The sequence below is a fragment of the Streptomyces sp. CGMCC 4.7035 genome, assembly GCF_031583065.1.
Classification (GTDB): domain Bacteria; phylum Actinomycetota; class Actinomycetes; order Streptomycetales; family Streptomycetaceae; genus Streptomyces; species Streptomyces yaanensis.
In genome coordinates this window covers 5,004,609-5,017,547 of the sequence record NZ_CP134053.1, presented here as the reverse complement: position 1 = coordinate 5,017,547, position 12,939 = coordinate 5,004,609, and the positions used below count along the sequence as shown (strand labels likewise).

Annotated in this window: 10 protein-coding genes; 3 read left to right on the top strand and 7 right to left on the bottom strand. The window is 72.1% G+C overall.

Going from position 1 to position 12,939, the window contains the following annotated elements; genetic code table 11:
• Positions 1–78: 78 nt before the first annotated feature.
• The gene (locus Q2K21_RS21765; protein WP_310773544.1) at positions 79–1,773 is read right to left on the bottom strand and encodes a DUF885 domain-containing protein; all 1,695 of its coding nucleotides are present in this window, start codon (positions 1,771–1,773) and stop codon (positions 79–81) included.
• Between the two features lie 55 nt (positions 1,774–1,828).
• A complete protein-coding gene (locus tag Q2K21_RS21760; protein WP_310773543.1) occupies positions 1,829–2,332 on the bottom strand; it encodes an Lrp/AsnC family transcriptional regulator in 504 nt (167 codons plus the stop codon).
• Positions 2,333–2,392: 60 nt separating this feature from the next.
• On the opposite strand from Q2K21_RS21760, the gene Q2K21_RS21755 reads away from it, so the two are divergent.
• Complete coding sequence (locus Q2K21_RS21755) at positions 2,393–3,610, top strand: trans-sulfuration enzyme family protein (protein WP_310773541.1); 1,218 nt, start codon at positions 2,393–2,395, stop codon at positions 3,608–3,610.
• A 149-nt stretch (positions 3,611–3,759) separates the two neighbouring features.
• On the opposite strand, the gene Q2K21_RS21750 is transcribed toward Q2K21_RS21755, so the two are convergent.
• The 3 genes from Q2K21_RS21750 to Q2K21_RS21740 all read right to left on the bottom strand — a co-directional run bounded on the left by Q2K21_RS21750 (position 3,760) and on the right by Q2K21_RS21740 (position 8,545).
• A complete protein-coding gene (locus Q2K21_RS21750) occupies positions 3,760–5,193 on the bottom strand; it encodes a GNAT family N-acetyltransferase (RefSeq protein ID WP_310773540.1) in 1,434 nt (477 codons plus the stop codon).
• A 281-nt stretch (positions 5,194–5,474) separates the two neighbouring features.
• On the bottom strand, positions 5,475–7,061 hold the full coding sequence (locus Q2K21_RS21745) for an alkaline phosphatase D family protein (protein ID WP_310773538.1): 1,587 nt from the start codon (positions 7,059–7,061) through the stop codon (positions 5,475–5,477).
• Between the two features lie 656 nt (positions 7,062–7,717).
• The gene (locus Q2K21_RS21740; protein WP_310773536.1) at positions 7,718–8,545 is read right to left on the bottom strand and encodes an alpha/beta fold hydrolase; all 828 of its coding nucleotides are present in this window, start codon (positions 8,543–8,545) and stop codon (positions 7,718–7,720) included.
• Positions 8,546–8,734: 189 nt separating this feature from the next.
• Between Q2K21_RS21740 and Q2K21_RS21735 the strand changes: the two genes are divergently transcribed.
• Positions 8,735–9,619, top strand: a complete 885-nt coding sequence (locus tag Q2K21_RS21735) for an RNA polymerase sigma-70 factor (protein WP_310773535.1) — start codon at positions 8,735–8,737, stop codon at positions 9,617–9,619.
• 287 nt (positions 9,620–9,906) lie between these two features.
• Positions 9,907–10,668, top strand: a complete 762-nt coding sequence (locus Q2K21_RS21730) for a GntR family transcriptional regulator (RefSeq protein ID WP_310773534.1) — start codon at positions 9,907–9,909, stop codon at positions 10,666–10,668.
• Positions 10,669–11,020: 352 nt separating this feature from the next.
• On the opposite strand, the gene Q2K21_RS21725 is transcribed toward Q2K21_RS21730, so the two are convergent.
• Both Q2K21_RS21725 and Q2K21_RS21720 read right to left on the bottom strand, forming a co-directional pair.
• Positions 11,021–12,178, bottom strand: coding sequence for an ROK family transcriptional regulator (locus Q2K21_RS21725; protein WP_310781158.1), 1,158 nt, complete (start codon positions 12,176–12,178; stop codon positions 11,021–11,023).
• An 87-nt stretch (positions 12,179–12,265) separates the two neighbouring features.
• On the bottom strand, positions 12,266–12,928 hold the full coding sequence (locus tag Q2K21_RS21720) for a response regulator transcription factor (RefSeq protein WP_310773533.1): 663 nt from the start codon (positions 12,926–12,928) through the stop codon (positions 12,266–12,268).
• Positions 12,929–12,939: the final 11 nt, after the last annotated feature.

Sequence of the window (12,939 nt, the reverse complement as noted above, 5' to 3'; positions counted from 1 at the left end):
CACCGTGCACGCGCTCAGCGGCAGTGGCTGCATACGGCCGGGCTCACGACGGTGACGTGAGCCCGGCCGTGCGGCGGGTCAGAGCTGGGACAGTTCGTCCACCAGGTCGTCCAGGCCCAGCGAGCCCTGCGAGAGGGCCGCCATGTGCCAGGCCTTGGCGTCGAACGCGTCGCCGTGGCGCTTCTTCGCGTTCTCGCGGCCCAGCAGCCAGGCGCGCTCGCCGAGCTTGTAGCCGATCGCCTGGCCGGGCATCGAGAGGTAGCGGACCAGCTCGCTCTCCACGAAGTCCGCCGGACGGCTGCTGTGCGCGCCGAAGAACTCCTGAGCCAGCTCCGGCGTCCAGCGCTCGCCCGGGTGGAACGGCGAGTCCGCCGGGATCTCCAGCTCCAGGTGCATGCCGATGTCGATGATGACGCGGACCGCCCGCATCATCTGCGCGTCCAGGTAGCCGAGCCGCTCCTCCGGGTCGGTGAGGAAGCCCAGTTCGTCCATGAGGCGTTCCGCGTACAGGGCCCAGCCCTCGGCGTTGGCGCTGACACCGCCCACCGTGGCCTGGTAGCGGGAGAGGCTGTCGGCGACGTGCGCCCACTGGGCCAGCTGGAGGTGGTGGCCGGGGACGCCCTCGTGGTACCAGGTCGAGACCAGGTCGTACACCGGGAACCGGGTCTGCCCCATGGTCGGCAGCCAGGTCCGGCCCGGACGCGAGAAGTCCTGGGACGGGGCCGTGTAGTAGGGGGCCGCGGCGCTGCCGGGCGGGGCGATGCACGCCTCCACCTTCCGGACCCGCTCGGCGAGTTCGAAGTGCGTGCCGTCGAGGGCCTCGATCGCTTGGTCCATCAGGCCCTGAAGCCACACGCGGACCTCTTCGACGCCTTCGATGTGCCTGCCGTGCCGGTCGAGATGCGCGAGCGCCACCCACGGGGTCTCGGCGCCGGGCAGGACCTTCTCGGCCTCCTTCTTCATCTCGCCGAGGATGCGGTGGTACTCCGACCAGCCGTACGCGTACGCCTCGTCGAGGTTCAGGTCCGTACCGTTGAAGTAGCGCGCGAAGCGGGCGTAGCGCTCGCGGCCGACCGTGTTCGGCGCGCCCTCGATCGTCGGCGCGTACACGTCGCGCACCCAGTCCCGCAGCTCGACGATCGCGGCGTTCGCCGTACGAGCGGCCTCCGCCAGCTCCGTACGCAGCGATTCGGGTCCCTGGGAGGCGAAGTCCTCGAACCAGCCGCGACCCTGGCCGTCCGTGTCCGACCACTCGGTGAGCTGCTCGATGAAGGTGGCGGTCGGGCGCGGGCCCCCGTACAGCTTGCGCTCCAGGCCGAGGGCGAGGGACTCACGGTAGCCGCGCAGCGCGGCCGGCACGGCGCGCAGCCGCTCGGCGACCGCCGCCCAGTCCTCGTCCGTCGCGGTGGGCGTGATGGTGAAGACCTCGCGCACGGAGTGCACCGCGGAGTGCAGGTTGCTCACCGCCCTGAGGCCCTCGTCGGCCTCGTGCACGGCGAGCTCGGCGGTGAGCCGCTCGCGCAGCAGGCGCGCGCACCGGCGCTCGATGTCACTGTCCGCGCCCGGTCGGCGCTCCGCCTCGTCGAGCCGTGCGAGGGTCTCCCGCGCCAGCTCGGCGAGCGCCTCCTGGCCCGCGGGTGAGGTGTCGGGCAGTCTGCTCGAACTCTCCTTCACTCCGAGGTACGTGCCGGTGACCGGGTCGAGGGCGACGAGGGCGTCGACGTAGGCGTCGGCGACCTCCCGGGGCAGTGGGCTCTTGGTGGTCTCTGACATGCGGACCATCCTCATACGGCGACGTGGTGCGCGTCACGGGGATTCCGCGCTCGGCTTACGCCTGTTCAGCGGGTTTCGGCAAGGCCTGCCCGGGCGGCAGCAGCGGGCCGCAGTCCCACTGCTGGAAGATCAGCCGGGTCTCCACCCGGGCCACTTCGCGCCGCGCAGTGAACTCGTCGAGGACCAGCCGCTGGAGATCCGTCATGTCCGCGACCGCGACATGCACAAGGTAGTCGTCAGGTCCCGTGAGGTGGAAGACCGTACGGGACTCGGGCAGCGCCCGGATCCGCTCCACGAACGGTCCCACCAGCTCCCGGCGATGCGGCCTGACCTGCACCGACAGCAGCGCTTCGAGCCCGCGCCCCAGCTTCGCCGGGTCGATCCGCAGTTCATGGCCGAGAATCACCCCCGAGCGGCGCAGTCTGGTCACCCGGTCCAGACAGGTCGAGGGCGCGACGCCGACCTGCGCCGCGAGGTCGCGATAGGTCGTCCGGGCGTCGTTCTGCAACAGCCGCAGCAGATGGAGATCCACCGGGTCCAGTACGACAGATTCGGCCATGCGCCGAACGTAGCACGGGCATCTGCGCCCTGACCCCGGCCGGTGTTCAGTCTTCCGTCCATGGATTCCCGTACGCATGACACGCAGGACGGATTCCCCGTCGAAGGCCGGCCCGCCCGTCGGGCGCTCGCCACCGAGGCCGTGCACGCCGGACGCGAGGACCTTGTCGCGCTGGGGCTGCATGCTCCTCCCCTCGACCTCTCCACGACGTACCCCTCCCACGACAGCCGTGGGGAGGCCGCACGTCTCGACGCCTTCGCGGCCGACGGCGCGGAGCTCGCGGGCCCGCCCGTCTACGGGCGGCTCGGCAATCCGACCGTCGCCCGCTTCGAGACCGCGCTGGCCCGGCTCGAAGGCACCGAGAGCGCGGTCGCGTTCGCGACCGGCATGGCCGCGCTGACCGCCGTCCTGCTCGTGCGCAACGCACTGGGGCTGCGCCACGTCGTCGCCGTACGACCGCTGTACGGCTGCAGCGACCACCTGCTGAACGCCGGCCTGCTGGGTTCCGAGGTGACCTGGACCGACCCGGCGGGCATCGCGGACGCCCTGCGCCCCGACACCGGCCTCGTCATGGTCGAGTCCCCGGCCAACCCGACGCTCGCGGAGATCGACCTGCGCGCGGTCGCCCACGCCTGTGGATCGGTTCCGCTGCTGGCCGACAACACCTTCGCGACGCCCGTGCTGCAACGCCCCGCCGAACAGGGCGCGCGGCTGGTGCTGCACAGCGCCACGAAGTACCTCGGCGGGCACGGGGATGTGATGGGCGGGGTGGTGGCCTGCGACGAGGAGCTGGCGCGCAGGCTGCGCCAGGTGCGCTTCGCAACGGGCGCGGTGCTCCATCCGCTCGCCGGCTATCTGCTCCTGCGCGGTCTGTCGACGCTGCCGATACGGGTCCGGGCCGCGTCCGCCACCGCCGCCGAACTCGCCCGTCGGCTCGCCGCCGACCCGCGCGTCGCCCGCGTCCACTATCCGCGGATCGGCGGCGCGATGATCGCTTTCGAGGTGCACGGCGACCCCCACGCGGTCATCGCCGGGGTTCGTCTGATCACTCCAGCGGTGAGCCTCGGCAGTGTCGACACGCTCATCCAGCATCCCGCTTCCATCAGCCACCGCATCGTCGACGCGACGGACCGCCGGGGCGCCGGGGTGAGCGATCGGTTGCTGCGGCTGTCGGTGGGCCTGGAGGACGTCGAGGACCTGTGGGCCGATCTGGAGGGGGCGTTGGGGGCCGCGCGGGGCGTGGGCGACCGGGGGCGGGAGGAGGTTGTGGGGCGGTAGGGGCGGTAGGGGCGGTAGGAGCGGTAGGAGCGGTGGTGTGAGGGTGCGTCGGGGGCTGATCGCGCGGTGCCCTTACGCCGAACGGCCCGGCGCAGTGCGCCGGGCCGTTCCTTCCGCGTGCCGCGTGCCGCGTGCCGCGTGCCGCGTCGTCAGTCCCGTGTGCCCCTCGCGCCGTGCTGCTCGTGTGCGTGGGTGTACGGCATAAGTGAGGCGACCGGGGTCGCGTCCAGGCGGGCCGTGATGACGAGGGTGCCCTCCTCGATCTGGTAGTCGAGGGGCAGTCCGAGGCCGCGCATGGCGGCGACCATGCCGGTGTTGGACGCCTGCGTGACGGCGTAGACGCTCTCGCAACCCGCCTCGACCGCCATCGTCACCAGGCGCCCGAGGAGCTCGGTGCCGATGCCGCGCCGCTGCCAGTCGTCCTCGACGAGCAGCGCGACCTCCGTCTCGTCGCCGTCCCACAGGAGGTGACCGAGGCCGACGATGCGGCCCGACGGCGTCTGCACCGCCAGGGTGCGGCCGAAGCGGGGGCTGAGAAGGTGGTTGAGGTAGCGGTCCGCGTCACCGATCGGTCCGTGGTAGCGCATGCTCAGCGTGCGCGGGGAGCAGCGGGCGTGCATCTCCTTCGCCGCACGGAGGTCGGAGGTGTCGGCCCGCCGCACGGTGATCGCGTTGCCCTCGGGCAGTGTCAGCACGTCCTGGCTGCGCGGGATGCGCGGACCGAGCCGTGCGTCCAGCTCCACCAGCGCCCGTGCCCGCGCGAACTCCGTCGGCGTGAACGGCAGATACGGCCGCTCCACTGTGATCACTCCACCTTCCGGCGCCCTCAGCCGCATCACCGTGTCCTCCATGGCTCCCTCGACGGGAGCGACCTCCTCCGCCCGGCCGGAGCCGGGGGAGACGGCGGGCAGGGAGCGGATGGTGCACCGGCCGAGCAACTGGCGCAGTGCGAGCGGGAGTTCCGCCGCGTCCAGTGCGGTGCGCGTGGCCAGGCCCAGCACCCGGGTCGGGGCGTCCACCAGGTCGTGCGCGTCCGCACGCTCGATCCAGGTCTCGGCGCCGCCTGCCAGCGAGACGGCCCGCGTGATCTCGGACGCGGCCAGCTCCGCCGGGGCCCGCAGCAGGAACTCGTCGACCGTGCCCTGCGCCAGCGGGTGTGTCTGGAGGCTGAGGATGTCGATCCGCAGCCCGGCCACCCCCGTGCAGAGCGCGGCCAGCGAGCCCGGCTCGTCCTTCACGGTTGTCCGCATCCGCCACAGCGCGGTCGCCCCGCCCGCCGCCGCGGTCTCGGACGGCCCGGCCTGCTGCCCCTCGACGGGCGGCCGGGCGCCGGTATCCCGCGTGGGCGGTGCGTGACCGTGGCGGCGTGCCCACCAGGTGTGGAACCCGGCCGTCGCGGCCAGGGCCATCGCCGAGAGCACCAGCAGGGCAGGGCCGTCGGGTCCGTGCCCGACCAGGTTGGCCACTCCGTCCGCCACCGCGACCGCCGTGAACAGTGCGGCGAGTTCGACGACGTCACGCCGCCAGTGGTGCACCGGGCGACCGTGCTTCGCACGCGTCATGTCAGAGATGTCTGGAGTCATGCATTCACTGTGAAGGAGGGGTGTTGCGTGATCACGAACGCTTTGTGACTGATCGGTTAAGTGTCGCTCTGTCCGTTTTGTTGTTCTTTGGACAAAAGTCTGCGGCCGGACCGGCTGCCGCGCACGCACAGGCGGTGGCATGCGGGCGCCGCGCACCGGGGGATGACTCCGGTGCGCGGCGCGATACCCCAGAGGGTACGCGAGCCGGCGGCCGATCATGGAACCGGGGCTCGACGCCGGGCGTCGAGCGCCGTTCTCAAGTGGCCGGATTCATATGATGGTTACTGCCCCACGCGCCCCGGCTGCAGCACCTGCGTGAACAGCACCGTCCCGTCCTGCTCACGCAGCCGGACCGTCAGCTCCCCGCTGTCCCCGTCGATGTCGACCTCGCCGAAGAACTGGTAGCCGCCTGCGGGGGAGACGTTCGAGGCGGTCGGCGCCTTCACGAACACCCGCTCGGGACCGAACGTGTTGTCGAGGGCGTTCGCCGGGAACGCGCCGGCGTTGAGCGGGCCCGAGACGAACTCCCAGAACGGCTCGAAGTCGGTGAAGGCGGCCCGCGAGGGCTGGTAGTGCTGTGCCGAGGTGTGGTGGACGTCGGCCGTCAGCCACACCGTGCCCGTGATCTTCCGGTGCTTGATGAACCGCAGCAGCTCCGCGATCTGCAGCTCCCGCCCGAGCGGTGCGCCCGGGTCGCCCTGCGCCACCGCCTCGAAGTTGGGCTTGCTCTCCATGGGGTCCGGCACGACCAGGCCGAGCGGCATGTCCGCGGCGATCACCTTCCACACCGCGCGCGACCGCGCCAGCTCCCGCTTGAGCCACTCCAGCTGCTCCGCGCCGAGGATGCCCTGCGGGTCGACGGTCTGGTTGTCGGCCGAGTTGGCGTTGCGGTAGGTGCGCATGTCGAGGACGAACACGTCCAGCAGCGGACCGTGCCGCATGACCCGGTACACGCGGCCGTCCCGGTCACCCGGCTGCAGCGTCGAGATCGGGAAGTACTCGCTGAACGCACGCCGGGCCCTGGCCGCGAGCACGTCGATGCTCTTCTCGGTGTAACGGGTGTCGGTGGAGGCGATCACCTCGCCCGGGTACCAGTTGTTGCGGACCTCGTGGTCGTCCCACTGGATGATCGACGGCACCTGGGCGTTGAACCGCTTGAGGTTCTCGTCGAGCAGGTTGTAGCGGAAGTTGCCGCGGTACTCCGCCAGCGTCTCGGCGACCTTGGACTTCTCCTCGGTGGTGATGTTCCGCCAGGTGCTGCCGTCGGGCAGGGCCTGCGTCGCCGAGATCGGCCCGTCGGCGTAGATGTTGTCACCGCTGCACAGGAAGAAGTCCGGGTCGAGCTTCGCCATCGCTTCGTAGATCCGGTAACCGCCGAGGTCCGGGTTGATGCCCCAGCCCTGGCCCGCCAGGTCGCCCGACCACAGGAAGCGGACCCCGCGGCGCCGCCCGAGCGGCGTGGTGCGGAAGGTGCCGGTCACCGGCTCGCCGGTGCGCCGCGGGTCGTCCGGGTCGGCCAGGAGCACGCGGTAGTGGATCTGCTCGTCCGCCGACAGCCCGTGCAGCCGCGTGGTACCCGTGAAGTCGGTGTCCGCGCCCAGCAGAGGGCCCTGCCATCTGCGCGGATTGCGGAACGACTCCGTCGCGGCGGTCTCGACGATCATCCGGGCCGGGCGGTCCGAGCGCACCCAGACGAGACCGGAGTGGGCGGTGACGTCGCCGGCCTGGACGCCCCATCCCGCCTTCGGGCGCCCCGACAGGGCGAACGCCGGTGCCGCGCCGAGCGCGCCGGGCAGGGTCAGAGCCGCCGACGCGGCCAGGGAGCCGCGCAGGACGCTGCGGCGGCCGGGGAAGGGACGGTGTGACATGGATGCGCCTCCAGGGACGGTTCCGGCCAATGGGCACTGTCACAACTACTGGTGCGCCGCAGCGCACACGGAAACCGCAAGTGAACAACTGACCGCGGCGACACGGGAGCTATGGGAGGTCTCGGGCGTGTTGCCGCGGCCGAGTCAGGAGCGCGCGTCAGGCTCCCGGCGTCCCGACCCCCGGCCGGGCGCCGATAACCCGGGCGCTGACCCGCGTGCTCCACGCAGGTGGCATCCGCGGCGACGTGCTCCTCCCGTCCGCGCCTGTCGGCCGGCGTCTACGTCCTGTCGTCAAACTCCCGTCGTCCGGCAGGCGGGAGTTTGACGACAGGACCTAGGCCCGCGGGCGCGCGTCATCGCCCGTACGCTCTCCCGGATCCGCGCCGACGGCAGATGCGCGTGTCCGGGCACCAGCCGTACTCTGTCGCCGGTCGCCGGTCGCCGGTCGCCGGTCGCCGGTCGCCGGTCGCCGTCCCGTACGCCGCCGACGGACGCACGACCACCCAGTTGGTTCAGGGCGACCGCCAGGGTGTCGAGGCGCACTGTACGCGCGGTGGCCGGGCTGCTCGCCGGACCGCGCCCGAGCGGCCCTGAGCTCCGGCGCGTTGCGCTTCTCCGCGTGCCGGCGGCCGGCTCGGGGTGGTCAGCGGGGGTCCTCAGCGGCTGCCGTCCAGGATGACCCGCGCGACCAGAGCCGGGTCGTCGTTCATCGGGACGTGCCCGCAGCCGGGCAGCCGGACCAGCCGGGCCTTGGGCATGATCTGCTTGGCGCGGACGCCCTGACGGCGCACCAGGAGCCGGTCCCTGGTGCCCCACGCCACAGTGACGGGCAAGCCGGGCACATCCTCCGTGAACTGGACGGAAGCGCCCGCCCGGAGGGTCTCGGCGAAGCCCTCGGCGCGGGCCAGCGCGAGCGTCTCGGCGACGACGGCCTCGGGTGAACGGCGGCCGGGGCGGGCGTAGATGGTGCTGGTCAGTACCGTGCGCCCGGCCGCCGTGCGCGACAGCCGCTCCACCACTGGCAGCGGCATCCTGCGTGCTGTGTGCCGCATCGCGAGGAGGACCGCGAAGGCGTACCGCCGCTCGGCCGCGCTCCAGAATCCGGCGGGCGACAGCGCGGTGACGGACCGTACGAGCTTCTCGCGGCCCAGCTCCAGGGCCAGTAGTCCGCCCAGGGAGTTGCCCGCCACATGCGGACGGTCGATCTCCAGTGCTTCGCACAGCGAACCGAGCGCAGGCACCACGGTCGACAGGTCGTAGGCCAGTCCGGCCGGCAGGGCCGGGGACGCGCCGAAGCCGGGGAGGTCGACCGCGATCACGTCGCGCTCGGTCGCCAGGATGTCCACGACCGGGTCCCAGGCCTGCCGGTGATGGCCTATGCCGTGCAGCAGGAGGAGCGGTTCGCCGGTGCCCGCGCGCGCGTAGGAAACGGAGACGGTCCTGGGGCCGTGCGGAGAGGGGACGCTGAAGGAGACCGTGGCCATGGTGCTGCTCCTCGTCTGGGACGCGCTGACGAACCGTTGTAGACAGCTTGTCAGCAATTGCTACCGGCGGGTAGCCCTTGGTTGTCGCCAACCACGCGCGCGTGCCTCCTCGGTGGTACGCGGCAATTGTGCTCTGCCCGACAGTGCTTCCGCCTGGACACGGCTGAGCGTGTCGGATGGGATGGAGCCGTGACCACCGACGCCGCGACCGAGGTCTTCGAAGAGCATCGCCCCGTCCTGATGGGAGTCGCCTACCGCATGCTCGGGCGGGTCGCCGACGCCGAGGACGTGGTCCAGGAGGCCTGGCTGCGCTGGTCCGGCGCCGACCGCGACACGGTGCGCGAACCGCGCGGCTACCTCGTGCGCATCACCACCCGGCTGGCCGTCGACCGGCTGCGTCAGGTACAGGCGCGCAAGGAGGCGTACGTCGGGCCATGGCTGCCCGAGCCGTACGTGACCGACTTCCGCGACACCGTCCCCGACGCGGGGGAGCGGGCCGTGCTGGCCGACTCGGTCTCGCTCGCCGTCCTCGTCGTCCTGGAGTCCCTTTCGCCCCTGGAGCGGGCCGTGTTCGTGCTCAGGGAGGCCTTCGGGTATCCGTTCGCGGAGATCGCCGCCACCCTGGAGCGCAGCGAGGCCGCGGTGCGCCAGCTCGCCGGCCGGGCCCGCAAGCACGTCGACGAAAGGCGGCCGCGCTACGAGGTCGACCCGGCCGAGCGCCGTGATCTGACCGAGCGGTTCCTCGCCGCGTCGGTCGAGGGTGACCTCGACGGACTGATGCGGCTGCTGGCCCCGGACGTCCAGCTGGTCGGCGACAGCGGCGGCCGCGCCAAGGCGCCGCTGCGGATCCTGGAAACGGCGGACAAGGTCGGCCGGTTCATCGTCGGCGTGTCCGGCCAGGGCATCCCGGACGTGTCGTTCCGCCTCCTGGAACTCAACGGCGGTGCGGCCCTGCTCGTCCTGTCCGGCGGCAAGCCCGACACCGTTCTTCAGCTGGACGTCACCGACGGGCGCGTCCAGTGCGTCTACATCATCCGCAATCCGGAGAAGCTGGGGTCCCTGCCGGTCGACTAGCGGCCGACCGGCAGCCGATCAGGAGCCGGCCAGGGGCCGACCGGGCAGCGGCGAAGCCTCCGTACACGACCTTCGTGTACGGAGGCTTCGCCGTCGTGTCATCCGTGTCGCGCATCGCGAACGCCGTGTGAACGCTCCGCGGCACGACACCCGTGCAATCCGCACGGGATCGAGGATTGGTCTTGACCAAGGGTGAGGGCCGTCCTATGGTCGCAGAGAAGTGCAACAACCTTTAATAAACAAGGGCGCTAAAACGCCGCCGGGCCACGGCGATCGCGGAGGACAGGGTGGGGACCACGCAGCTGGAATCGGTGCCGGAGCCTAAGTACTGGCACCTCAAGACCGTGCTCACCGAAGCACTCGACTCCGAGTTCTCCGTGGGCGAGATCCTGCCCAACGAACGGGATCTCGCGGCCCGCTTCGGTGTTGCCCGTGCCACGCTCCGTCAGGCCCTCGAACAGCTCGAACTGGAAGGCCGGCTGCAGCGCCGCCGCGGGGTCGGTACCACCGTCGCCCCGCCTCGCGTGGGCGTGGCCGTGGGGTCCGAGCAGCACGCGTGGCCGGGCGCGGCCGACGATGCCTGGCAGCCCGTGGACTGCACGACCGCGGTCCCGCCCGCCGGGGTGGCCGACCACCTGGAGACCGACCCGGACGAGCAGGTGCACATCGTGCGCCGCTCCCGCGTGACGCACGGCCAGCCCGTCGCCGCCGAGCTGCTCTACGTCCCGGGCTCTTCGGTGCCCGCCCTCTCCGCCATAGACGCTCCCTCGGGTGCGGCACGCGCGCGTGCCGTGCTGCGCGAGCTGCAGCACATGGAGCTGGAGGGCCAGGCCCAGTCCGTCGAGCTGGGCTCGGCCGGCGCCGCGGACGCCAAGGAGCTCGACCGGCTGCCCGGCGCACCCGTCCTCGTCGTCACCACACGGTTCTACGCCGAGGGGCGTACGGCGGCCGTCTCCGTCGCGACGTACCGCGCCGACACCTGCCGTCTGACGTTCGGTGACTCCGGCCGCGTCGAGATCCACCACGACCCGGAGCGCCGCGCCTCCTGACCACGGTGCCGGACGCCACGCCCCGCACCGCGGGTCCACCCGGCCACCGCCGAGAACCGCACCCGTCGCGCCCCGGGAATCCGGGGCGCGACGCTTTGGTGCACGTTCGGAGGCGTGACGTAGTCGCGCACGTTCGGCGGCGTGACGTCCTCGCGCGCGTGCCGGGCGCGACGCTTTGATGCACGTTCCGGGGCGTGACGTCCTCGCGCACGTTCGGGGCGGGACGCCTTGGCGCACGTTCGAGGCGTGACGCCTTGGGCACGTACAGCGCGTGGCGTCTTCGTGCAGGTTCGAGGAGAGGCACCTTCGCGCAGGTATCCGGTATCCGGCCGGAGGCGGCTGCCCGGCCAGGTCAGCGTCGCGCCGTCACCGTGCCCTCCACCGCGAACAGCTGTTCCTCCACGTGGTCCAGCGCCAGCCGCAACGCTCCGGTCGCGACCGCGGCCTCGCCCAGCCGGGACAGGGTCACCTCCGGAGGGCGCAGACAATAACGCGCCAGTTCATGCCGCAGCGGCTCCCGTATGCCGTCCAGGCCCGCCGCCCAACCGCCGATGACGACCAGCTCGGGGTCCAGGGCCAGGACGAGGGCCGCCACGTCGTGCACGAGCCGCTGGATGAAGCGGTCCACCGCCGCGCGGGCCCGCTGGTCGCCCTCGCGGGCGAGCGCGAACACATCGGCGACCTGCTGCTCGTCCAGCGGGTGCAGCGGTTCGTCCGTGGTCGACAACAGCGTCTCGGGAGTCGCCTCACGGCCCAGCAGATGCAGCGCCCCGATCTCCCCGGCCGCCCCGCCGTATCCGCGGTGCAGCCGTCCGCCGATCAGTGAGCCGGCTCCCGGGCTCAGCCCGGCCAGCACGAACACGACATCGTCGGACTCGGTGGCGACGCCCTTCCAGTGCTCGGCGACGGCCGCCGCGTTCGCGTCGTTCTCGACCAGTACGGGGCACCTGAAGGAGCGGCTGAGCCGTTCGCCGAGTTTCAGACCGGTCCACTCGGGCAGGGCGGTGCACAGGCGGACGGTGCCGTCCGCCTCCACGATCCCGGGGCTCGCCACGCCGACCGCACGCAGTGAGTCACGTGCGACGCCCGCCCGGCGCAGCACCTCGCCGACCGTGCTCCGCAGCCGCTCCAGTCGCTCTTCGGCCGGGGCCGTCTCGGAGACCTCCCGGGAGAGGGTGCCCAGCTCCTGGCCGTCGAGATCGGCGAGGAGCGCCGTCACCCGGTGCGCGCTGACCTCCAGGCCCAGCAGATGGCCCGCCTCGGCCCGGAACCGGAACCGGCGCGCGGGCCGACCCTGCCGTCGGGCGGCGCCCTCCTCGGCGGCCTGCTCGATCACGAGCCCGGCCTCGATCAGACCGTCGACCACGCCCTCGACGGTCGGCCGGGACAGCCCGGTCACCCGGCTGACCTCGGTGAGCGTCGCGCAGTCCGTGGCGCGCAGCGCGTGCAGCACCACCGCCGAGTTGATCCTTCGAAGCAGAGAGGGATCCCCGCCGGTCAGCCGCCCCAACGTCCGTCCTCCCAGCTCGTGCACGTGTGGGGCGGATGCTACTCGGCACGACGCACACCCGCGAGAGCCGGGCGGCAGCTGAGCGCATCAGCCCGGTGCGACGAACCCCGACTCGTACGCGGCGATCACCGCCTGTGTCCGGTCCCGCGCCCCCAGCTTCGCCAGTACGGCGCTGACGTGCGACTTCACGGTCTCCGTGCCGACGACCAACTGTCCGGCGATCTCCGCGTTCGACAGACCGCGCGTCATCAGCCGCAGCACCTCCTCCTCGCGCTCGGTCAGTGCGGCCCGCTCCATCGCGGCCCGGGCCGCACGGTTGCCGCCGTTGTCCCCGTACGCCGCGGCCAACTGCCGTACGGACGCAGGGAACAGCAACGACTCGCCCTCGGCGACCAAGCGCACCGCGTGCACGATCTCGGCCGGCCGCGCCCGCTTCAGCAGAAAACCGTCCGCACCCGCGCGCAGCGCCTCGTAGACGTACTCATCGTTCTCGAACGTCGTCACCACGACGATCTTCGGTGGCGCGTCGACCGTCCGCAGCACCGCGCGCGTGGCGGCGATACCGTCCATCAAAGGCATACGCACGTCCATGGCGACGACGTCCGGCCGCAGTTGCCGCACCAGCGGGATCACCGCCGCGCCGTCCGCCGCCTCCCCGACGACCTCGATGTCGGGCTGCGCCTCAAGGACGGCGCGCAGACCCGCGCGGACCAGGGGTTCGTCGTCTACGAGCAGGACGGTGACCGGCATCCCGCCAGCGT

Excerpts from the sequence above, each read along its gene's own strand:
- Q2K21_RS21750 (WP_310773540.1), bottom strand. The coding sequence starts at position 5,193 with ATGACTCCAGACATCTCTGACATGACGCGTGCGAAGCACGGTCGCCCG.
- Q2K21_RS21745 (WP_310773538.1), bottom strand. The coding sequence starts at position 7,061 with ATGTCACACCGTCCCTTCCCCGGCCGCCGCAGCGTCCTGCGCGGCTCC.
- Q2K21_RS21720 (WP_310773533.1), bottom strand. The coding sequence starts at position 12,928 with ATGCCGGTCACCGTCCTGCTCGTAGACGACGAACCCCTGGTCCGCGCG.
- Q2K21_RS21760 (WP_310773543.1), bottom strand. The coding sequence starts at position 2,332 with ATGGCCGAATCTGTCGTACTGGACCCGGTGGATCTCCATCTGCTGCGG.
- Q2K21_RS21765 (WP_310773544.1), bottom strand. The coding sequence starts at position 1,773 with ATGTCAGAGACCACCAAGAGCCCACTGCCCCGGGAGGTCGCCGACGCC.
- Q2K21_RS21740 (WP_310773536.1), bottom strand. The coding sequence starts at position 8,545 with ATGGCCACGGTCTCCTTCAGCGTCCCCTCTCCGCACGGCCCCAGGACC.
- Q2K21_RS21755 (WP_310773541.1), top strand. The coding sequence starts at position 2,393 with ATGGATTCCCGTACGCATGACACGCAGGACGGATTCCCCGTCGAAGGC.